We start from the raw sequence: 21,207 nt of genomic DNA, 5'->3' as shown, positions 1-21,207 counted from the left end.
TTATCCCTCTTTTATCCATCGGCCATGCCAAGCTCGGAGAATTAAAAAAGCCAGCTTGACTTCCGCTTTTTCCGGGGAAGACAACTGACTTTTTTCACTGCGCGCACATCTCCATGCCAAGCGGCTCTATGCGAATATCGCAGACCTAACCTGACTTTTACGCAAACAACCTCATTAAAGGAATGACATGCTGGAGCATTCCGACGCATAGTTGAATGCCCTGCAGCAATTTGCCCCCATCGAAAGCGCCGGAAGCTCTTTGTTCCGGGCCCGCCTCCGCGGCTCCTCTCTCCGGCCCGTCATCCCTTGCGCCCAACAACATATCAAGCAGGCCCGAGGTTTGCGCCCGTTTCCCTTTTCTTCTCCTTTGTTTCTGCAATGCGTTCTTGGAAGTCATTGCGCCATGCAAAGTGATTTTATCTTTGTTCGCTGCCGTGATCTGCCCGATATACCACCTGCCATCCTTCGTAATGACAAGCACCGGCTCGGCAGGCCACTTCCGATGAAGCGGTAATGTCATCATTATCACCTCTATAACTCTAAATTACTAAAGCATATTCATTGCGGGACAATGATGCGTGTATGTTTGCAATGGGGTGTAACACTGCCGGCCAAATAGGTTTTATTCTCCGAAGCTGTCGGATTTGCTGTTGATCGGCAGGATGCGCCGCTCCGCGCGTTCGTACAGCGCGAGCAAGCGCTTGACGAACCCGAGCTTCGGAACGAGCCAGTACATGACCAAGGCGGACACAATGCCCATTAGCGCCCCCGCAGCGATATCTACCGGATAATGAACCCCTACCCAGATCCGGGAGACGGCTACGCAGCAGGCGAGCCCCAGCCAGATCCACCCTTCTTTCCTGCGAACGAGCCAGAAGGACACACAGACGGAGAAGAAGAGAATCGTATGATCGCTTGGAAAAGAGTTGTCGATAGCATGATCAATCAGCTTGTTGACCTGCGGAAGCTCCGCGAACGGCTGATGATGAGAATAGAGCTTCCCGGCCGCTTTCCCCATGATTTCCGCCAAAATGAACGCAAGTCCTGCCTGGATGACCATCATTCTGTTCCGGCCGCTCCGGGTGAACCAATAGCCAAGCATCGCCAAGGCGAGCGCGTACAGCATATATTCCGCCACGAAGACGGCGGCGGGATTGAGGGCAGCGAATTGCTTGCCCAGATCATTAATGGCGCGAAAGATATCTATGTTCCATTGAGACAAAATGACCTTCCTCCTCTATTTATATTTTCTATTTCTATATGACTATGACGACAGAATCAACAGCTCGACTTCAATGAATGTCCGATTTGTTGAAGTACACGATCGCGGCCATCAACCCGATGACTGCGGCCGCAATAATCACCGCATAGGAATACAGCGGAGGATAAGCGGGAACGAAGCCGTTCTCCGCGATTACATGGACCGCCGACCACGGAAAGATCGCCTTGTATTCCCGGTTGGCCAACGCCACGTTCCCCATCGTAATCACGGCCGTAAAAATAATGGTCGGCACATAGTTTTTGAACAGAAAAGAAACGAACATCGTCGGGGTCGACAAGAGAAAGAGCAGACTGCCCCCGATAAAAAACTTCTTCAACGAGTGCAGCACAACGCCGGCAGTCAAGCCTTCAAACTGTCCCAGCAATCCGAATATAAACGTCAGTCCCCACGACGTAAAGGTCAACACCATGATCCACAGGAAAAGCAGCACCAGCTTGCTGGCAATGAGGCCGGTTCTGGATACCGGGATAGTCAACAGGTTTTTCAAGGTGTCTTCCGCATATTCGCGGTTGAACAGATAAGCCGTGATGACGCCGTACAGCAGCGTCCCGATAAGCAGGGTCGTATACAGATTGGTCTCCGACCACGCGTCGCTGAATAAGACGGGCATGCCGGGCTTTTTGGCCATGTAGTCCAGATAGCCGATAAAGACCATAATCGGGGCGGCCGCCGCTCCAATCAGGCTGACCATGAACATTTTGGCCCGCTTCAGCTTCAGAAGCTCGGTGCATACCAAATTAACCAATCGTACCGCCCCCTATCAAGTGAATGAAATAATCTTCCAGTCCATCTTCGCTCAGCGCAATTCTCGTCACTTCGATCTCATGCTCGACCAGCATCTTATTGATCTGCCCCTGGTGACCGAGATGCGAATACACACGAATGATCCCGCCGTCCTGCACCTCATAGTCGGAAATCCCGAAATGCTGCTCCATCAGCATGGCCGCCCGATTATCATTCGAGACCTGGAATTCGAGAAATTTGCGGTTCCGCCGCCGAAGCTCGGCAAAGGAGAGCTCCTCCAGCAGCTTGCCTTGATGAATAATCCCGATATGATCGGCCAATTGCTCGACCTCGGATAAAATATGACTCGAAATCAGAATCGTTATTTTGCGTTCTTCGGCCAGCGACTTGATGAGCTTCCGGATCTCCTTGATGCCGATCGGATCCAAGCCGTTGGTCGGCTCATCGAGGATCAGCAGCTCCGGATGATGCAGAATGGCGCGGGCGATGCCCAGCCGCTGCTTCATTCCCAAGGAATATTGGCCGACCAGCTTGGCGGGCTCATGCTGCAGCCCGACGATCTCGAGCGCTTCCTCGATGGCATTCTTTTTATGAACGCCCATGAGCTTGGCATTGATGAGCAGATTCTCCCGGGCGGTCAAGTTTTCATAGAAGCCTGAGAACTCGACAATTGACCCTACTCTCCTTAAGATCTCCTTCTGCTTGCTATGGAGATGTTCCCCGAACATTTCGATCTCGCCGCGCGTCGGCTTGATTAACCCGAGAAGCATGCGAATGGTCGTTGTTTTCCCAGCGCCATTCTGGCCGAGGAAGCCGTAGATCTGCCCTTGCTTCACCGTCATGTTCAGGTTGTCCACCGCGGTCTGATCGCCATAGGTCTTCGTTAACCGGATCGTCTTGATAATTGCGGTCATAGCTGCACCTCCTGCTGCGGGGCGATGTCTTCGCCAGCCCATACCTCTATGATAAGACGGCGATTTTAAATGCCTCTTAATCGGTTCTTAAATAAATCTTAACGGTGCTTCGGAAGGGAGAAGGTGAACGAGGTTCTTTGTCCCGGCTCGCTTTCCGCCCATATTTTCCCGCCGTTCTTCTCTGCCAGCGCCTTCGCGATGGCGAGCCCAAGGCCGCTTCCTCCGTACATCGGGCTCCGCGACCGCTCGGTCCGGTACATTCGCTCGAACACTTTGGCCAATTCGTCCTCCGGAATGCCCTGCCCCTTATCCCAGATGGTCAGATGATACGCGCCCCCGTGCTCGGCCAGTTCGATGCCCAATGCTTGTCCGTCTCGGCCGTGCTGCACGGCGTTTTTTATCATATTATTCATGATTCGCTGAAGACTGATCCGATCCGCCGTTACCACGCATTTGTCCTCGGGAATGGATGCGTTCAGCTTCATGTCCGCCCGCTTCAGCTCGGGCAAAAACGCGATGACCGCCTCGCGCGCCATTTCGGCCAAATCGAGCGCTTCCGGACGCAGCGGAACTTCGTCCGCATCCAGCTTGGCCAGATCGAATATTTCATCGATCAACTGCTTCAACGCCGTTGCCTTCCTTAAAATAATGCCGACATATTCTTGCTTTTCTTCGCGGGAGGCCGCGATATCATCGTTCAGCGCATCCACATATCCGATAATTGAGGTCAGCGGCGTCCGAATATCATGGGAAATATTGGACAACAGACTTTTTCTCGCCGCTTCGGATTTGATTGTCTGCACCCGGATTATATCCAATTGCTCGATCAGCTCGTTGATGGCGAAGATGACCTCATTGATGAACGGCTCTTCATTCGCCAGCAGGCGGGTGTTCACATTCCCGCTGCCCGCCCGCTTCAATGCCGCGGACATCTCTGCCAGCTTCGTCCTGAAGCGAAGGCGCATGAGCAGCAGAATGACCGTGATCGCCGCCAGCGCAAAAAATAAAGCCCCGCGCAGGAATCGGTGGGGCTGGTTCGTCGCTTCTATCGCAAGAAGACCGGTCATAAGCAATAATTGCGCGCCGAGAAGCAGGATCGTTGTGTCACGCTTCATCTTTTTCACCTGCAAACTTGTACCCGATCCCCCATACGGTCTGGATCCATTTCGGGTCGGACGGATCGGCTTCGATCTTCTTTCTGAGCTTGCGGATATGCACCATCACGGTATTATCGTCTTCCACATAGGCGCTGCCCCACACTTGGCGAAAAATTTGCGTCTTCGTAAAGACTTGCTCCGGGCGGGAAGCCAAAAACTTCAACAGCTCAAATTCCTTGGCCGTCAACGCGACCTCTTCTCCCTCTCTCGTCACCGCATATTTTTTCAGATCGATGGTCAAGCCTTTGTACCGGATATGCGCCTCCTCGTGGCCGGCACTGCTGCCGGCCTCGCTGCCCAGGACCAAAAACCTTCTCAAATGAGCCTTGATTCTCGCAACCAATTCGTTGATGCTGAATGGCTTCGTCATATAATCATCCGCTCCGATGCCCAGCCCCAGCACCTTGTCTATCTCCTGGTCCTTGGCGGTCAGCATCAGGATCGGAATATTTGTCTTCTGGCGCAATCTTCTGCACACTTCAATGCCGTCGATTTTCGGCATCATCAGGTCTAGCAGGACCAAATTATATTTATGGCTCTCGAACAGACGAAGGGCTTCCTCTCCATCGGCCGCCGCATCGGCCTGATATCTTTCTCTTTCCAGATACGTTTTAACCAGGTCACGTATTTCTTTTTCATCATCGGCTATGAGCACGCGAATCTCTTCCATCTTCTCACCGACTCCATAAGGTTATTTACAGTCATTTGTAACATGCTCTGATCCCGGGGACGAGACACGATGCCGCCAGGCGGAACATCGCGCATGGCCGCTCTTGATCATTCGTCCATGATCATATTACAGTATAATCGGCTTGTCCGCTATCAATGTGACGGAAATGAAAGACTCGGAGCTGCGCTTGCCAGGAACGATATCAAGAAATCATGGCAGCAATAACCAGCATCGGCCTGCGCGGACCTTCTTTTTAACCCTCGTATGGTCGTCTGCCGCATACCATGCTTTTCCTTTGCATCAGCAAAACACGATCTATTGTTTCTTTCGAATGCGCATAGTTCCGTTTGTTTTCTTCTGTATGGCAAAGCTGCTCCGCCTCTTCAACCTATTCCGCATTCAGCCCAAAACATGTCGACTGCAACGCTTTTGCTTCATCCCTACTCTCTGTCCATTGGGCCCGGAACGGATAAGCTCTGCAGATGGCCGGGTTCGAGCGTACATTTTATAACCATCACGGTTCGTTGTTTTGTAATACAGTACCGCATTTGCTGGAGATAGGTAACCGTCATCATGCTCATCGTACACGGATTCATGCTTTTTATAGAAGCCCTCTTTCGTGTGAGGGCGGGTAGAGGTCACATTTCCATGTTCGTCAATTCCCGCTGACAGGCGGTCGGATTCCATTCCGTCAGCACCAATTCCTTGTCGGACAGGCCTTGCCTGGCCAGCAGCCTCATCACCCGCGCAAGCATGTCCTCCAAATCATCCGGATTCGGAGAGCCCCCCTGAACATCTCCACTATTCCGCGATACGGATGCACGGGAGCCGCAGCAGACTCATTGGTTGCCAATGGCTTTCGCACCTGTTCCACTAATCCCCAGTAATCTCCCGTACCCGGTCATTCGCTTCGTTAATGTGCAGTATGATCCGCACCTCGGTCATCCACTCCGCGAATGCTGCAGTATAATCCGCACCTCGGTCATCCACTCCGACAATGCTGCGGTATAATCCGCACCTCGGTCATCCACTCCGCGAATGCTGCAGTATGATCCGCCCCTCGGTCATCCACTCCGCGAATGCTGCAGCATGATCCGCCCCTCGATCATCTACTCCGCGAATGCTGCGGTATAATCCGCCCCTCGGTCATCCACTCCGCGAATGCTGCAGTATGATCCGCCCCTCGGTCATCCACTCCGCGAATGCTGCAGTATGATCCGCCCCTCGGTCATCCACTCCGCGAATGCTGCGGTATGATCCGCCCCTCGGTCATCCACTCCGCGAATGCTGCGGTATCTCCCCATCATTTTCGGCATCTCCTCCACCAATACTGCAAGAATGCAGCAATTTCATTGGCACGTGGTAGCAAAAATAGGAATGCTGCAAAAATACATCAATTACCCTACGGTAAGGCACAAATAGCGTTCAAAACGGCGAAATGATGTAGTTTTGCAGGATTTTCTCGGAATTTCGCCTCTAGAGGCTAAAAATGCTGCACCTGTGCAGCATTTTCATGTTCGCAGGCCATCTTGCTCCATCCGCAGACCATCCTGCCTCACAAAGGGACAAGCTTGCGCCCTAACCTAACCTGTCCTGCCTTCCCCAGCCCCGCGCGTCAAAAGAAAAAGGCTGTCGACAGGACTTTGTCGACAGCCTGAGGCTGCCGGAAATGTCCGGCAGCCTCTTCCAAGCTGCATCCCCGCTTCATCGCGATGACCGCGGCGACAGGATCCTAAGCGATCGGGAGAGCCAGCTTGCCCCCATCGCGCCATTGAGTAACCGATGAACCCCATATACGCCGTTCGCCGCCGTGCATGCGACGACATGGCGGCTTGTCCGCAGCGAATGGGCAAAGCGCGAACGTTCCCTTATTTTTTGCAGTTGATCTTCGGTCATGCCTTTTTTCGACAATGCCTCGTCAAATTCTTGCTGGGCCGCCTGCTTGGCTTTGAACAGCATCATCTGCACCCGGCTGTACACGTTGATCGCCCCGTCGCCCGTCGTCTCGATCGGCAGAAAGATCGCGTCGGGATATTTCTCGGTAATTAACGATTGCACCCCGTCGGATACCCCGGAAGATGGCATGCACCCGAACGGCTTGACGGAGATCGTCATGTTCACCTTCCGCTTCTTGACGTTCAAGATCAGCTTGCCGACCTCCATATGGCCTTCTCCGCCCCGCAGATGATTATTGTAGTGCTCATGGGCGACCCGGGCTATCTCTTCCATGTCGGGCAGATGATAGCGATACAGGCCGATGGTCCGCGCATACGCGTGGAACATGACCCGCAGGACGCGATCGGCGAGCCACAGCATCCTGAGCCTCTTCTGCGGATTTTTCCCGGCCAGGCCATGCTTCCCGGAGTCGGCTTGACGAAGCGTCATCCGCTCCTTCGTATCGAAGCGCCCCGACCAGATCAGGAACAAGATCCAGGCCGTCATCGACTGCACCTCGACCTCGGCCCCTTCGCTTTCCAGGAAACGCTGCAGCTGATAATTCCCGTCTCCCTCGGTAGTCATCGCCCAGAATTCGCCGAGAATGCTTACTTTCGGTTTGACCTTGGTCCGGTCTACCCGAACGGCCTCCAGTTCCTTGCGGCTCTTGAGCAAGGCCGGCCGCAGCCGTTTGCGTGCGCTCATCGCTTCATAGAGATACCGCTTGCACCGTTCCAGCGCGGCATCCGTCGCGCCGGGCTCCACTTCATAGGGGCGAATCCGATAAGCGAGCGCATTCAGAATGTCTCCCAGAAGCACGGCCTTCAAAAAGCTGAGAAAAAACGCGGTATCCAGCTTCAACGCCGATTCGCTGCCGGTCGCCTGCTTCAACCCGTCCGTCTGCTGAAAAATGAGAACCCGAAATCCGTCAAATCCTGCATCGCGCAGCGCCTTCCGGTACTCCGTAACATAGGTGCCGAAGCGGCACGGGCCGCAGGAACCGCTCGTGACGAACAAATAGCTGGAGATGATCTCCTCCTTCGACTTCCCTTCCACATCCCGCAAGCGATGCAAATATTTGATCAAATTGCCGACCGTGAAGTAGGTTGGATTGCACTGCCCGCGGTTGCCGAACTCTTTCCCGAAGCGAAGGGACTCATTGTCCGGACAATCAAGATGCTTCACCCGATACCCCAATCCCGTCAACGCGCCCTCGACCAAATAATCGTGGGCCATCGTCAAGCCTCCGAAGAGAAGGGTTGTCGTCGCTTTGTCTTTGGCCAAAAACTGCCGCGGCACCGGATCGAACCATTGACTCAGGGTCTGCTGATCCAGCCCGAGCGCTTTTTCCTGTTCCTTCTGAAAGTTCAGCATCATCTCTTCGATGGACGCCTGATTTTTGTCTTTTTGCTTGCTTCCTGCAGCAGACATTTCTGACTCACTCCTTCGTTTTTCGTGTGGATGCTAGATAACCTCGGCTTGTTCTCCCGGCTTTCTGCCCGTAAGCTCGGCGAGCTTTTGGTCCAGCCGCTGCTGCAGCTCCGCCTTTTTGCGCGCCACATCCTGCAGCCGTTCTTCATGCAGGCCGAGGCTGTGCGCATACGTCTTCACCCGGATCTTGATCGAGCCGCCCGGTTTATTGGCATCGATATCATGAAGCGCCGAGTATGGCGTCCCGGCGGTCGATATGATCGATTCGATCAGCCCGTAGGTCGGCGCATCATGTCCGCATTTGAAGCTGGACAGATCCAATACCGCCACATGGGGATGACGCGCCGCGAACTTGGCCGCCCATACTTTTTGCACGCTGTTGGAGCTGAAATTTTCAGGCCATACGTCGCTTACTTCCAGAGCATATTCGACGCGGCCGCTCTTCAGATCCTCGCTGAAAAAGCGCTGAAGCCATGCCTCGTCCTTCGGAATGGATCGCATGGATAACACAGGGTAACCGAGCACCTGGAACTCTTCGAGCACGCCGTGATTCAATCCGGGGTCGGAATGATATGGGCGGCCGATCATCAGAATGGCAAGCCGGTTTTCCCGCTCGATCTGCTCCAGGATCTCCCGGCCCTTTTCCTGCATTTCCGCGTCGAACCGATCCATCGCCTTCCACCCCTGCTCTGCGGCAAAATCGCTCTCGTCTTCGGTGATCCGCAGCTTCTCGGCGAATGCCTCGAACAGCTGCTTTTTCAGCATGTTCGGCTCGGTGAAGGTAACCGCCGGATCCAGGTAGGCGATTCCTCTCGCCGCGAAAAAATCGACCTCCTTGGTGAAGGCGGCTTTGATGACGTTCGGAGCGCCCGCCACGATCGGGCAGCTCGCCGAGTCCATCACATTGTGAAGATGGGTCGGGATATGCGTGATGCACGGGAAAAAGATGTAATCGAGCGGTTTGGACTCATGGTGCTTGAACAGCAGATTATGGACATGAGCCTGGGCCACTTTCGACGGATAGCAGGGATCGATCGAGCCATATTTCCCGCCTTCCTGCCACATTTCCTCGCTCGTGTTGTCACTGAATACGATGTTGCGCTTATCGATGCCGAGCGTCTCGAAGTACGTCCGCCAGAACGGAGCGGTCGACCAAATGTTCAATACCTTCGGTATCCCGATCCGGATCCGCCGGCGCCGTTCCATCGAGTCGGCGGAAGAGCGCGCGAACGGACGCCGGTTCGGTATTTTGCGCATGCCAAATCCGAACAAGCGGCGTGTCAACCGGACGTCTTCCACCTCCGCCCCCGGTTCCGGCAGCGGCTCCGCATCGTAGAAATGCTGGAACATGCGCCGCGCTTCATATTCGACGAGATTCGGATAATGCTTTTTCAACGCCTGCCGCTCTTTCGTTAATTTCAAGACCGCTTCCTGATCTTCCACCGTTCCTTTCTCGCAAGAGAACCCGGAAATATAACGGGCCGTCAGGCCGTCCGGCGTCTCGGAATCGATAAACGTCCGGCTGCAGTGGTTGGGACAAAAATTGCAGCGGGTCGATTCATCATTGCGGCTGACATACCGCAGATTGATAGCGGCATCCAGGCCCAGGAAGCTGGAATACCCCCGCCGCTTCACGACGCGCAGCGTTTCCATGGCGGCTCCGATCGCCCCCGCTTCGCCCGGATGCGGATGAACGTATACTTCGGCATCGGGAACCCGCTCCTTGATATAGTCGACCTGGGCCTTGACGGCCGCCAGATTGTATTGGGTTCCGCCCTGGAGCACGAACTTGCGGCCGAGCTCGGACATGCGCGGAATCTGCACGACATACTGCCATACGTTTTTGGGCAGGACGAGAGCGAGCCCGGCGAGCAATTCCTCCTTCGAATACCCTTCCTTCTGGAAATTGACCCGATCCGCATCGAGGAATACCGCGCAGCCGTAAGAAAATTTCGGACTCAAATCGGCATGGAAAGCCGTATCCGCATACTCTTGCACCGGAATGCCGAACTGATCCGCCATCGCTTGCAGAAGCATTCCGTTGCCCGCGGAGCATTGATTGGACAGCTTGAAATTGCGAATGTCCCGGTTTTTGAGGAACAGAACCTTGATATCCTGACCGCCGATATCGCAGATGACATCGATGTCGCCGAACTGGTGAACGGCGCTCATCATATGCGCGACCGTCTCCACGATATTGACGTCGGCGCGCAGCGTTTTTTCCAGCACGTCTGCGGCGTATCCCGTAGCGCCGAAGCCGATAATTTCCAGTTCGGCCCCCTGCCCCTCCAGCGTATCCCGGATCCGCTTCAGCATTTCCTTCGTATCTTCCAGCGGATTCCCCTTGGACAGTTGATATTCTTTCAGCAAAATACCCCCTCGTTCATCCACCAGTACGGCTTTGGACGAAGTGGAACCGCCATCCAATCCGATCACCGCCCTGACCTTCTGTCCCGGCGTGAACGTCGCGGGAGTGAACTTGGGGATGCTGTAGCTCCGGCGGAACTGCTCCAGCTCGGTCTCGCTGGCCACCAGCGGCGGGCCTGCCTTCTCGCCCAGCTTCGCCTTGCGGCCGTGGGCAATGAACTCCTTCAGCTTCTCCAATCCCGCGTATAAGCCGACGTCCGCCGGTTCATGCAGTCCATACAGGACAGCGCCGTAAGCCGCATAATACTGCGAATTCTCCGGAACGAAGATCAAGCTGTCGATAGGCACGTCTTGCGGATATTCATACCCGCGCTCTTTCCAGGTCTGAGGAATTCGCAACCGCCAGCATTCCTGCAAGAAAGGCAAATAAGTGTTCGGCCCGCCCAGCAGCAGGACGCGGTGCCGCAGCGTGTTGCCCCGAGTGAGCACGGACAGGTTTTGCATGACGATGGCATCGGCGAGCGAGCACATGATCTCCCCTGATGGAATGCCGCTCTTCACGAGATTGACGATATCGGTTTCGGCAAATACCCCGCACTTGGCGGCGACATGATGCAGCTTCGAATCGTCAAAGCGCAGCTTGCCTACTTCTTCCGCAGGCATCCCTACTTTAATCATGCACTTGTCAATCGTGGCGCCCGTACCGGAGGCGCATTTGTCATTCATGGAGGTAAGCGCTTGCTTATTGCCCGTTTCCTTGTTTTCCTTGAAAATGATAATCTTCGCGTCCTGCCCCCCGAGTTCGATGACGCTTCCGACATCGGGATGGAGATGCTCCACGGCCATCGTGACCGCATTGACCTCCTGCACAAACTTCGCGCCAATGTGAGGCGCAATCGGCCCGCTGCCGGAGCCGGTCGCAAAGACACGAATGTTTTCCGGCTTCATATCCGGAAATTCGTTGCCGATGGCAACCAGCAATTCCAGCACTTTCTCTGCCTGCTTCGTATGATGGCGCTGATAATCCGACCATACGATTTGCTTGCTGTCCGGATCCACCACGGTCGCTTTGACGGTCGTCGAGCCGACGTCAATTCCAATAATGAGCGAATCCGGCTCCCGGGTAATGGTTGTCATTCGCTTGCCTCCTTATCCCAGATCAGGTTTTGGTTAGTGTACACTTCAGGTGTGATATTTATCACACCCGCATTCGCTAAAAAAAAGACCATAAAGGCGGCGAGAGCGATGGCTCCAACCTCTTCTATGGCTCAGGAACGCAAGGAAGCGGCTCCAAAAAAGATTTCATCCATTTCCGTTTTAATTTTTTGCGTAATCGCCTGCTGTTCCTCTGCGGTGATTTCCTCTTTGGAATAACCGAATAGATAATGATTTAAATCGAAGGCTTTTAACCGGCACTTGGTATGAAATATGTTGTCTTGATATACATTGACATCGATCAGATCGAATTGCCGGATGATGCTGTCGTCAAGATAATCTTGGATCGATCGGATATCATGATCGATAAATAATTTGCGCCCGTCGATATCACGCGTGAATCCCCGCACCCGGTAATCAATCATCATAATGTCGGTATCGAAGGAATCGATCAAATAATTCAGCGCTTTCAATGGCGAGATTTCGCCGCATGTGGCGACATCGATATCCGCTCTGAATGTGCTGATCCCTTCATTCGGATGATACTCGGGATACGTGTGGACCGTAATATGGCTTTTATCCAATTGCATGACCACCGCCTCGGGAAGAGGCTCGGGCATTTCATGGGATGATGTCCGGGGAACCTCGATCACCGGTCCCTCGGATACAAGCATGGTCACGCTTGCTCCTTGAGGAACATAATCTTGTTTGGCGGTGTTCACGATATTCGCGCCGATCATCCCGGTTACGGTCTCCAATATCTCCGTCAGCCGGTCTGCATTATATTGTTCGTCGATATACTCGATGTAAGCTTCACGCTCTTCTGTGGTCTTGGTGTAACAAATATCGTACATATTGAAGCTTAATGATTTTGTCAGATTGTTAAAGCCATGCAGCTGGATGCGCCGCTGTGGAGTGACTGCCATAGTAGATGCTCCTTTGGATAATGAACTTGCACACGCTCACGGCGTGGCGGATAGACGGGAACTCCCCTATTCGCTCCCCGATTTCTTCAGTATCCCTCTTCGGCGCATATTGTTATACAAAATGGCTCCAAAGTTAGAAGATTCCACAAGAAAAGGCTGCTGGTATGCTCCAGCAGCCTCTGTGTATTCGTTGCGTTCAACCGAGAACGTTGCCTATAAATTTTTCCAATATGCCGACATCCGTAATGCTCTTGTTGCAGGCGTCGCTGTTCACGCATACATAGTTGCCGATTGCCTTGTAGTAATCAGGCGATGCGTTCGCCGGCTTCGATTTCGTGACCGCCGAGAATAACGCCACCTCTTCATGCCGATGGCACAAAAAGCAAATGCTCTTCTTGTTCGTCGGGGTATATCTTCCTTCGATGCCCACTAGCTGGCCGTTCAGATGGTACACAAAGAACATTCGATTCGTCGCGATGTCGGTCCAGCCCACATAGGTGACATAGCGGAAATCGATGTCAGCGGCATTGGGAACCTTCAGCTTTTTGATTTTAGGGAACAGGTTCCTGATCTGCTTTTCCGTCACGGGCGCAAATTCCGTCATGTACGGCACCAGCGACTCCAAATAGTCCTGGAATTCCACCGTTGAATGCAGCGTCGAGATTTTCTCCAGCGCTTGCTTCTGCGCCTCTTCCGCATCCGGGAACGCTTCGACGATTTTGGTGAGCGCGCTGTATCGTACCGATTCCACGACTTTCGGATCGGTCACCGTGCTGCACGCATGCTGCAGCAGATTGGTCTGTTTCTTAATCAGGTTATATTGATGGTTTCTAATAAATGGTTTCAACATTGCTTTACAGCCCCTTATTTATAATGGAATGGAAATAAGGTGCAAAGCCCATTATTAGAAACGATATCAAGCTCTCTCGGGCGACATGTCCTTATGATCACTGTCCGCCCCATGCAAAGTATCGCCCTAATATTAGGCTTTGCATGAGTCGTTGCCGATTCCGGCAAACTGCTTTGCCATTTCTACCGACCTCCCTTGTGCTGTCCATTATAAGGGGAATACGGCCTGAACGGCAACTCCCTTTTTTTGCGGCCGAGCAGCTTATCTTTCCCTCTTCCATGAATCCTTGAGAGAGACAATCCGGTTGAACACGCGTCTGTCCTCCGTCGTATATTTCGTATCGAGGCAGAAATAGCCGTGCCGCACGAACTGAACTTTTTCAGTGGCGGAAGCGTCCTTTAAGGCGGGCTCCAGCACGGCGTGCTTCATTTTGACGAGCGAATGAGGATTGACCAGCTCCTCCCAGCAGTTTCCCGACTCCTTCAGCACGGCGGAAGGCCGCAGCAGCATATCGTACTCATGAACCTCAGCCGGAATGCCATGCGCCGCAGACACCCAGTGAATCGTCGCTTTCACCTTTCTGGCGTTGAATCCGGACCCGCTCTTGGTCGCGGGATCATAGGTGCAGTGCAGTTCCTCGATCTCCCCCGTCACCGGATCCTTCACCACCTGCTCGCACCGGATGAAGTACGCCCCCTTCAGCCGCACCTCCGTTCCTGGAGACAACCGGTGGAACCCGGCAATCGGCTCCTCCATGAAGTCTTCCTTTTCGATGAACAGCTCTCTGGCGAAGGGCACCTCCCTGGTGCTTGACGCTTCATCTCCTTCTTTATTTTTGAGGCGGAGTATTTCCGTCCGATCTTCCGGATAGTTGGTTATAATCACCTTCAACGGGTTCAGGACAGCCATATAACCGATCGTTCTTTCCTTCAAATCCTGGCGGATAAAATGATCGAGCATGGCAGAGTCCACTACGCTGTTCTGTCTCAGTATCCCGATCTCCTCCATAAATCGTGCAATGCTGTCCGGGGTGACCCCTCTGCGCCGCAGCCCGCGGAGGGTCGGAAGACGCGGATTATCCCAGCCGTCCACGAAGCCCCCTTCCACCAGCTCGCGCAAATACCGCTTGCTTGTCACCATCCCGGATAGACTTAAGCGTCCGAATTCCCGCTGCTTCGGCGGCTCCGGAGCTTCCAGCTCACGGAGCACCCATTCATACAGCGGACGATGGTCTTTGAACTCGGCAGAACAGAAGGAATGGGTAATTCCTTCGATCCAATCCTGAATCGGGTGGGCAAAATCATACATCGGATAGATGCACCAGTCACTCCCCGTCCGATAGTGCTCCGCATGCACAATACGGTAGAGAACGGGATCCCGCAGATTCAGGTTGGGCGAGGACATATCTATTTTGGCGCGAAGCACTTTGGATGCGGTCGGGAAATCTCCCTTCCGCATTCGTTCGAACAAGAGCAGGCTCTCCTCCACGGGCCGATTGCGGAATGGGCTATCTGTTCCCGGTTCTGTCAATGTCCCTCTGTATTCGGTCATTTGTTCGGGCGTCAGCTCGCAGACGTAAGCTTTCCCCTTGCGAATCAGCTTGACGGCATACTCATAATTTGTTCCGAATAGTCCGAACCGAAGTAGACCGCCGGTTGATATCCCAGCCACTCAATGTCTTCCCGGATCGCATCCACATATTTGTTATCCTCCTTCAGCGGATTCGTGTCATCAAAGCGCAAATGAAACGCCCCGTTATACTTGCTCGCGATAGAATGATTCACATGGATCGCATACGCGCTCCCAATATGCAGATACCCGTTCGGTTCGGGGGGAAATCTTGTGGCAACAGGTCTGTGATATTCCCCTTGCGCGATATCATCCCGCACGAGCTTTTCCAAAAAATTCGCGGCTTCCGCCGTTTCCTTGCCAGGATTCATCATGCACAACCTCCTTGTATGGTTTGTTCTTCATGCAGGAAAATAAAAAAATCCCGCCTCCAAGACTGCTGTCTTGGGGACGAGATTTGCTGTCGCGGTGCCACCCCGGTTCGCCGATATATCGCTATATCCGCCTCATCAGGTACGGCAGCCGCATCGGATGCTTATACCCTAGCTCTGTAACAGGAGCACCTGTCGCACCATCCCGGCAACCCGTTCCGATGCGCCGCTCAGAGGCTTGGTTCAACGAAGGGAATCCTGCTCCTTTTCAGCTGCCGGAGCTCTCTGTATGGCTTCCTCATTCATCTACTCTTCTCTTCATGGCGTTTCTTATTTGGTACATAGTATCATCAATGATAGCCAAAGTAAACATGCGCGATAGCAATTGGGTTTTTACTCCTCGGACCAATAAGTATAGTACCTGCCCAATCGTTCATTCATCTGTTCCAGTCTATCGCTGCACCGTATATTTCATGCGCACGAACTCGAACCTGCCTCCATTGGTGCTCTGCATGAAGGTATGCTGAGGAACAAAGCCGGCTCTTTCGTATACCGTGATGGCTCGCCGATTAAAGGCGGCAACCGATAACGTTAGCGTATGAGGCGCATATTTCTCTAGCGCGAGCTCGATGGCGAACCGTAAAAAGACGAGCCCGATCCCTTTTCCGGTGAATTCAGGCTTCAATCCCAAGCCGATATCGACAATCCCGGATTCCGTTGGAATCAAGCACAAAAATCCGGCGAGCTCATCATTGTCGTAGACGCTGAAATAGTGATCTCCCCTTGTATCGGGATGAATGAATTCCTCTAAATCCTCTTGATCGGCTTCCATGTCATAAAAGGAATAGCTTCCGCTGTAATGCCATTTCGCAATGATTTCGGCTTCTTCCTGCGTCATGGTTCCGCATCTGAATTGCATTGGCTACTCTCCTCTGCCCCAAGGTAATAATAAGGTATCTAACGGCTTCGTTTCTGTCAACTTTTCCCTCTCACGCTTCGGATCTTGGCAAGTCAAGCACCTCAATCCGAATCCTTCCTTTCTATTTTTTGACTGGGATTCTTTGTGAATCTGCCAACGGGATATCGTGTGAGTTGCGTGAACTGCTCCCTGTGACAAGTGCCGTATTTGGAATCCGCGCATTCTGGTATACTTGGTACAGGCGTACAAATTTCAGTCCGAAGCAGGTGTACAGTACATATGAATACCGTTCTAATCGATCCTCAACGCTGTCCGTTATGCGGACAGCCCAATCATTGCGCGTATGCGGCCGGGCGGCCTCATACCGAATGCTGGTGCATGAAGCGCTCCGTTCCTCAGGAGCTGCTGGAGCAGATACCGGCCGAACAGCGCCGGAAAGCATGCGTGTGCGAAGAGTGCGTCAAAGCGTTCGTGGAGAAAAATAAAGATTGACATCGAGAGCACTGCCATTTTATGATGAATGTATATTTTGGAAAAGGAGGTTGATGAAGATGACATGGAATCAAGCTGCGGCATTGCAACTGCATATCGATTGGGAACAGTCTCTCGTCGGCCTCTACGGAGTGAGAACAAGATAATCGGGTGATCCCCCTCGCGGGGAGGCTTATATCGGTTGCTTGCCATGGACGATGACGTCTATGGCTTTTTATTATGATCAAACGGCCGCGGGACGAGAGTCTGCGGTCTTTTTTATTTTGTTATTATTCAAACAAACTCGAACGGAACTGGGAAAGGAATTACGATATATATGCATACGGATAATTTTATATATGGCAGTGACCTGCCTGCTCAAGAATGCTATTACCGCACCATCGAGCTGCCTGCCGGCACGCTCCACGTTTATGCCAATAACGCTCTTTATCAAGATCTGGGGGCCAAAGTATTTGAAATGGCCAACAATAATTTGCAAATCCCGAACCGCGTCTATATGAGCTATACGCCGGACGTCCATGTCGGTGTCGGCACCTGCATCGGCACGACCGCCGTATGGAACGCCAGCGATGGTTATGTCTCCCCTTCTATCGTTGGGAGCGATATCGGATGCGGCATGCGGGTTCATCTGACGAATGTGCACCGCGACGCCTTGCAGGATGTGAAGCTGCGGCGCAAGCTGGTGAAGGCGATCGAGAAGCTGGTTCCTGTCGACTCCCATGCGCGCGGCCATTTCTCGGACATCCGCCTGGAGCATGTGCTGGTCAAAGGGCTTCATGGCTTGCCCAAAAAATACGTGCCGGACTCGTATACGCCGAAAAAGATGACCTCCCTCACCCATGTGGAGCACAGCAAATTCGCGTTCGACGCAGAGATGCTGAACGAGATGCCGGCCGCAGCATGGCATCGTTCCCACCGCCAGCTCGGAACGCTCGGCGGCGGCAACCACTTCGCGGAAATTCAGGCGGTGGAGATCGATGAGTCGAACCGGGATACGGCCGAAGCTTGGGGATTGTTCGACGGCCAGGTCATCGTCATGATCCATTCCGGATCGCGAGCCTGGGGCGGCGCCGTCAGTCAGCAGTGCAGCAAGGAGATGGCGCAATGGATGCGGTCAGCCGGTGTCGGGACGGCCGATCCAAGGTTAGTGTTCGCCCCGTTGTCGGAGCCGGTGGCGGAGCGCTATGTCCATCTGATGTATTCAGCGCTGAACTATGCGGTTGTGAACCGCCATCTGATGGCGTTCGGCATTCGCGAAGCGTTCCGCGATGTGCTCGGGTCGAAGGTCGAGATGACGACGCTGTATGATTTGATGCACAACTATGCATGGGAAGAAAGTCATGACGGACGCCGCATGTTCGTGCACCGCAAAGGGGCGACTCGCGCGCTGCCGCCGCACCATCCGGATAATCCGAAGCCGTATGCGGCGACCGGACATCCGGCGCTTATCCCGGGTTCCATGGGCAGCGCATCTTACTTGATGGCCGGCCGTGACCCAGGTGCGGCGAACTACTACTCCATCTGCCACGGCGCAGGGCGCGTCCGTTCGCGCAGCGCCACGAAGCAGCTTGTGACCGTAGACGAGTTCGCGGCCTCGCTTCAGGTCGGCACGGACGACGAAGTCGTCGTGAATCAGCGCATGCTGGAGTCGATTATCGACGAAGCGCCGCAAGCCTACAAGGATGTGGAGCAGATTATCGAGAGCGTCGTCGGAGCAGGTCTTGCCGGCGTCGTGGCAAGATGCAAGCCATTGGCGACAGTCAAAGGCGGTTAACGCTTACACTAAAGAGGAGTAGTGGAGGGCCGGATGGAGTTTGTGATGAAAAAAAGCGCATTTCAAACGATCGAGCAGTTGATTCAAGCGATAGACATCGTTCCGCGAAGACATGCGACGCTGGTCATCGGAATCGATGGCTGCGGCGGCTCGGGCAAAAGCACACTCGCATCTCAATTAGCGGCGGAATGTCCGAATGCAACCGTTGTGCATATGGACGATTTTTATTTGCCATCCGCTGATATCGTCGAAGGCTCCCCGATGGAGAAGCCTGTCGGCGCGGATTTCGATTGGCAGCGCATGCGGCGCCAAGTGCTGTGCCCACTCAGCCAAGACCGGGAAAGCCGCTATCAACGGTATGATTGGGATAGCGATACATTGGCGGAATGGCATACGGTACCGGTGGGCGGGGTGGTCATTGTGGAAGGAGTGTACTCCATCCGGCACGAATTGGCGGAGCAATACGATGTTACGATATGGGTCGATTGTCCAAGAGAGACGAGACTGTCGAGAGGACTCGCTAGAGACGGAGAAGGAGCGCGCGATATGTGGGTGACTAATTGGATGGTTGCGGAGGACATCTATATGGCGAAGCACCTCCCCCATCAAAGAGCCGATCTGGTGGTCCACGGGACGGAAAATGGAGGTACCTCGGTACCCGGGCTAAAGGCCAAGCCGATCATTGATATGATGCAATATTGAAGCTTATATGGACGGGAAAGATGCGTTTGTGAAGGAACTGGAAAAAGAGCATTGCATTGGTATATGAATCATTAGCGCTGCGATGAAATAGGAGAAGCTGAAAGATTTTGAGGGGCAGTCATGCGGACCGGGAATCCGTTAATCGTGTACAAATAACGGAACCAAGGTCCGCACTGCTCCTATTTTCTATTGCTGAAAAATATCTTTCGTTCCTTGCGCCCGGTTCATTCTTGAAAAATCAACTTTGGCAAAGGCAATCGTCGAGAGCAATAAAAATAAGATCCCGAATGAAATGATAAAGATGATGCCCAGTTGAGGAGTTATCACAAAATCACTTACTTTAAACGCGAGCTGTTCGGCGACTAACTCGTCTGGCGGCAAAGACATTTTTTCTAAACTAAGCGCTCTGAAAAATGCCGCGGCATAGGTCATCGGATTAAACAACGCCATATACTGCAAGCCGTCCGGCAGCAAGCTAAGCGGAATGTACACGCCGCATAAAAAAGTGAACGGCGTTGTAACGGCGACCGAGACAATCTGAAAGGTCTGCGAATTTTTGGCTAATGTCGCTAAAAATAATCCGAACGCCGAAAATACAAGTCCGACTAAAATCATGAAGCCGATGATGGCAAAGGGGGTCATGATAGATGCATAGGTCATGCCGATACAATAACCGATGATCAAAATCATAATCCCTTGGAACGTAGCAATCGTTGCCGAGGCCAGCATTTGTCCGGCCGCGATCTGTATTCTTTTGACAGGACTAACAAGCACTTCTTTCATATAACCGGACACGATATCTTCGATCGTCGAGGTTGCGATATTCAGCGATGTCTGGAACACGACAATGATTACAATACCGGCCAGCACATAATGTACCGGATTCGTTATCGATGTGCTTGCAAAAGCGGAGCTTAATAAATATAAATAAAAAAACGGCATTATCAGCATTAAAACCAATTGCACACGATTTCTGATAAATAGTTTGACATTTCGAAACCATATCGCCGCAACAATGCGCATCCCCGGTTACCCCCTTATATCCTTGCCCGTAATTTCGAGAAACACATCGTTTAACGTACCTTTTTTAATTTCGATATCGGTAATCGCCGGCCGATGTTCGCTGACGATGTCCAGCAGGTCGGATAATCGGGTAAATTCTGCGGCGAAGTAACCGTTTTTTCTCTCATAGCTCATCTCAAAATGTTGTAACAAGTATTCTAATGCACGCTCGTCGCTGCTAGCGATATGAACTTTGTCTTTGGTGTATCGCTGCTTCAATGCGTGCGGCTCATCGAACGCAATAATTTTGCCGTGGTCCATAACAGCCACTTTATTGCAAATTTCAGCCTCGTCCATATAATGAGTCGTTAAAAATATCGTCAAATTTTTCTCCTTTTGCAGCTTGATAATGTACTCCCAAGTATTCGCTCTCGTCTGCGGATCAAGCCCTGTCGTAGGTTCATCCAAAAACAAAACTTTAGGAAAATGCAGGAGGCTTCTGGCGATCTCGACTCTTCTTTTCATGCCTCCCGACAAGCTGCCGGCCATTGCCTTTTTCCAGTCCGTCATATCAACGATCTCCAGCACAAAATCAATACGCTCATTCATAATGGATTTCGGCAAACCGTAAAAATAGCAGTGCATCTTCAAATTTTCTTCAACCGTCATTTTGTTGTCGAGGGTTGAGTCTTGGAACACAACCCCAATCACGCTTCGGACCTTGTCTTTATCCCGGTTTACATCCTTGCCGTCGATAAGCAGCACGCCCGACGTTTTCTCCATGATCGTACATAAGGTGTTGATTGTAGTGCTTTTGCCCGCGCCGTTAGGTCCTAAAAAACCGAAGATGCTTCCACTCTCGACTTCAAAGGATACCCGGTCGACCGCTGTGAAATCCCCATATTTCTTCACAAAATCTTTCACCACGATAATGTTGTCCATCCCAA

General features: G+C 52.8%; 16 protein-coding genes, 1 pseudogene and 1 other annotated feature. Of the genes and pseudogenes, 3 read left to right on the top strand and 14 right to left on the bottom strand.

The window, feature by feature from the left end:
- Positions 1-157: 157 nt before the first annotated feature.
- From L6439_RS13205 to L6439_RS13150, 12 genes and pseudogenes are all read right to left on the bottom strand, one after another.
- Positions 158-523 carry a hypothetical protein gene (locus L6439_RS13205; protein ID WP_168180585.1) on the bottom strand — a complete coding sequence of 122 codons (366 nt, stop codon included), beginning with the start codon at positions 521-523 and terminating at the stop codon, positions 158-160.
- 99 nt (positions 524-622) lie between these two features.
- Positions 623-1,222 carry an undecaprenyl-diphosphatase gene (locus L6439_RS13200; protein WP_168180584.1) on the bottom strand — a complete coding sequence of 200 codons (600 nt, stop codon included), beginning with the start codon at positions 1,220-1,222 and terminating at the stop codon, positions 623-625.
- A 70-nt stretch (positions 1,223-1,292) separates the two neighbouring features.
- A complete protein-coding gene (locus tag L6439_RS13195) occupies positions 1,293-2,027 on the bottom strand; it encodes an ABC transporter permease (RefSeq protein ID WP_213469417.1) in 735 nt (244 codons plus the stop codon).
- Complete coding sequence (locus tag L6439_RS13190; RefSeq protein ID WP_213469418.1) at positions 2,020-2,940, bottom strand: ABC transporter ATP-binding protein; 921 nt, start codon at positions 2,938-2,940, stop codon at positions 2,020-2,022. Before L6439_RS13190 ends, L6439_RS13195 begins: the two co-directional genes overlap by 8 nt.
- A 98-nt stretch (positions 2,941-3,038) precedes the next feature.
- Positions 3,039-4,055 carry a sensor histidine kinase gene (locus L6439_RS13185; protein ID WP_213469419.1) on the bottom strand — a complete coding sequence of 339 codons (1,017 nt, stop codon included), beginning with the start codon at positions 4,053-4,055 and terminating at the stop codon, positions 3,039-3,041.
- Positions 4,045-4,767: a response regulator transcription factor gene (locus tag L6439_RS13180; protein ID WP_213469420.1), complete on the bottom strand. Its 723-nt coding sequence runs from the start codon at positions 4,765-4,767 to the stop codon at positions 4,045-4,047. Before L6439_RS13180 ends, L6439_RS13185 begins: the two co-directional genes overlap by 11 nt.
- Before the next feature lie 1,704 nt (positions 4,768-6,471).
- Positions 6,472-8,133 carry a 2-hydroxyglutaryl-CoA dehydratase gene (locus L6439_RS13175; RefSeq protein WP_213469421.1) on the bottom strand — a complete coding sequence of 554 codons (1,662 nt, stop codon included), beginning with the start codon at positions 8,131-8,133 and terminating at the stop codon, positions 6,472-6,474.
- Between the two features lie 33 nt (positions 8,134-8,166).
- Complete coding sequence (locus L6439_RS13170) at positions 8,167-11,637, bottom strand: BadF/BadG/BcrA/BcrD ATPase family protein (RefSeq protein ID WP_213469422.1); 3,471 nt, start codon at positions 11,635-11,637, stop codon at positions 8,167-8,169.
- Between the two features lie 131 nt (positions 11,638-11,768).
- Positions 11,769-12,581 (bottom strand): adenosylmethionine decarboxylase, encoded by an 813-nt coding sequence (gene speD, locus L6439_RS13165; protein WP_213469423.1) that lies wholly within the window; start codon positions 12,579-12,581, stop codon positions 11,769-11,771.
- A 196-nt stretch (positions 12,582-12,777) separates the two neighbouring features.
- The gene (locus L6439_RS13160; RefSeq protein WP_213469424.1) at positions 12,778-13,431 is read right to left on the bottom strand and encodes a FusB/FusC family EF-G-binding protein; all 654 of its coding nucleotides are present in this window, start codon (positions 13,429-13,431) and stop codon (positions 12,778-12,780) included.
- Between the two features lie 261 nt (positions 13,432-13,692).
- Positions 13,693-15,374: pseudogene (locus tag L6439_RS13155) on the bottom strand (glutamine--tRNA ligase/YqeY domain fusion protein).
- A gap of 69 nt (positions 15,375-15,443) precedes the next feature.
- Positions 15,444-15,702: a binding site (T-box leader), on the bottom strand.
- 120 nt (positions 15,703-15,822) lie between these two features.
- Positions 15,823-16,290 carry a GNAT family N-acetyltransferase gene (locus tag L6439_RS13150; protein ID WP_237096851.1) on the bottom strand — a complete coding sequence of 156 codons (468 nt, stop codon included), beginning with the start codon at positions 16,288-16,290 and terminating at the stop codon, positions 15,823-15,825.
- 279 nt (positions 16,291-16,569) lie between these two features.
- Between L6439_RS13150 and L6439_RS13145 the strand changes: the two genes are divergently transcribed.
- From L6439_RS13145 to L6439_RS13135, 3 genes are all read left to right on the top strand, one after another.
- Positions 16,570-16,782, top strand: a complete 213-nt coding sequence (locus L6439_RS13145) for a cysteine-rich CWC family protein (protein ID WP_213469425.1) — start codon at positions 16,570-16,572, stop codon at positions 16,780-16,782.
- Positions 16,783-17,098: 316 nt separating this feature from the next.
- Complete coding sequence (locus tag L6439_RS13140; RefSeq protein ID WP_111154787.1) at positions 17,099-18,556, top strand: RtcB family protein; 1,458 nt, start codon at positions 17,099-17,101, stop codon at positions 18,554-18,556.
- 33 nt (positions 18,557-18,589) lie between these two features.
- The gene (locus L6439_RS13135; RefSeq protein ID WP_237096850.1) at positions 18,590-19,258 is read left to right on the top strand and encodes a uridine kinase family protein; all 669 of its coding nucleotides are present in this window, start codon (positions 18,590-18,592) and stop codon (positions 19,256-19,258) included.
- A gap of 186 nt (positions 19,259-19,444) precedes the next feature.
- Here L6439_RS13135 and L6439_RS13130 read toward each other — a convergent pair whose 3' ends face one another.
- Both L6439_RS13130 and L6439_RS13125 read right to left on the bottom strand, forming a co-directional pair.
- Positions 19,445-20,281, bottom strand: coding sequence for an ABC transporter permease (locus tag L6439_RS13130; protein WP_111154789.1), 837 nt, complete (start codon positions 20,279-20,281; stop codon positions 19,445-19,447).
- Positions 20,282-20,287: 6 nt separating this feature from the next.
- Positions 20,288-21,202, bottom strand: coding sequence for an ABC transporter ATP-binding protein (locus L6439_RS13125; protein WP_006677425.1), 915 nt, complete (start codon positions 21,200-21,202; stop codon positions 20,288-20,290).
- Between the last annotated feature and the right edge of the window lie 5 nt (positions 21,203-21,207).

It is taken from the genome of Paenibacillus dendritiformis (genome assembly GCF_021654795.1).
Taxonomy (GTDB): Bacteria; Bacillota; Bacilli; order Paenibacillales; family Paenibacillaceae; genus Paenibacillus_B.
The sequence above is the reverse complement of the archived record's forward strand: the minus strand, read 5'-3'. Positions and strand labels throughout refer to the sequence as shown.

What these genes read in the sequence shown, in the direction of transcription:
- L6439_RS13205 (WP_168180585.1), bottom strand. Translation starts at nt 523, where the DNA reads ATGATGACATTACCGCTTCATCGGAAGTGGCCTGCCGAGCCGGTGCTT.
- L6439_RS13190 (WP_213469418.1), bottom strand. Translation starts at nt 2,940, where the DNA reads ATGACCGCAATTATCAAGACGATCCGGTTAACGAAGACCTATGGCGAT.
- L6439_RS13185 (WP_213469419.1), bottom strand. Translation starts at nt 4,055, where the DNA reads ATGAAGCGTGACACAACGATCCTGCTTCTCGGCGCGCAATTATTGCTT.
- L6439_RS13180 (WP_213469420.1), bottom strand. Translation starts at nt 4,767, where the DNA reads ATGGAAGAGATTCGCGTGCTCATAGCCGATGATGAAAAAGAAATACGT.
- L6439_RS13175 (WP_213469421.1), bottom strand. Translation starts at nt 8,133, where the DNA reads ATGTCTGCTGCAGGAAGCAAGCAAAAAGACAAAAATCAGGCGTCCATC.
- L6439_RS13170 (WP_213469422.1), bottom strand. Translation starts at nt 11,637, where the DNA reads ATGACAACCATTACCCGGGAGCCGGATTCGCTCATTATTGGAATTGAC.
- speD (WP_213469423.1), bottom strand. Translation starts at nt 12,581, where the DNA reads ATGGCAGTCACTCCACAGCGGCGCATCCAGCTGCATGGCTTTAACAAT.
- L6439_RS13160 (WP_213469424.1), bottom strand. Translation starts at nt 13,431, where the DNA reads ATGTTGAAACCATTTATTAGAAACCATCAATATAACCTGATTAAGAAA.
- L6439_RS13150 (WP_237096851.1), bottom strand. Translation starts at nt 16,290, where the DNA reads ATGCAATTCAGATGCGGAACCATGACGCAGGAAGAAGCCGAAATCATT.
- L6439_RS13145 (WP_213469425.1), top strand. Translation starts at nt 16,570, where the DNA reads ATGAATACCGTTCTAATCGATCCTCAACGCTGTCCGTTATGCGGACAG.
- L6439_RS13140 (WP_111154787.1), top strand. Translation starts at nt 17,099, where the DNA reads ATGCATACGGATAATTTTATATATGGCAGTGACCTGCCTGCTCAAGAA.
- L6439_RS13135 (WP_237096850.1), top strand. Translation starts at nt 18,590, where the DNA reads ATGGAGTTTGTGATGAAAAAAAGCGCATTTCAAACGATCGAGCAGTTG.
- L6439_RS13130 (WP_111154789.1), bottom strand. Translation starts at nt 20,281, where the DNA reads ATGCGCATTGTTGCGGCGATATGGTTTCGAAATGTCAAACTATTTATC.
- L6439_RS13125 (WP_006677425.1), bottom strand. Translation starts at nt 21,202, where the DNA reads ATGGACAACATTATCGTGGTGAAAGATTTTGTGAAGAAATATGGGGAT.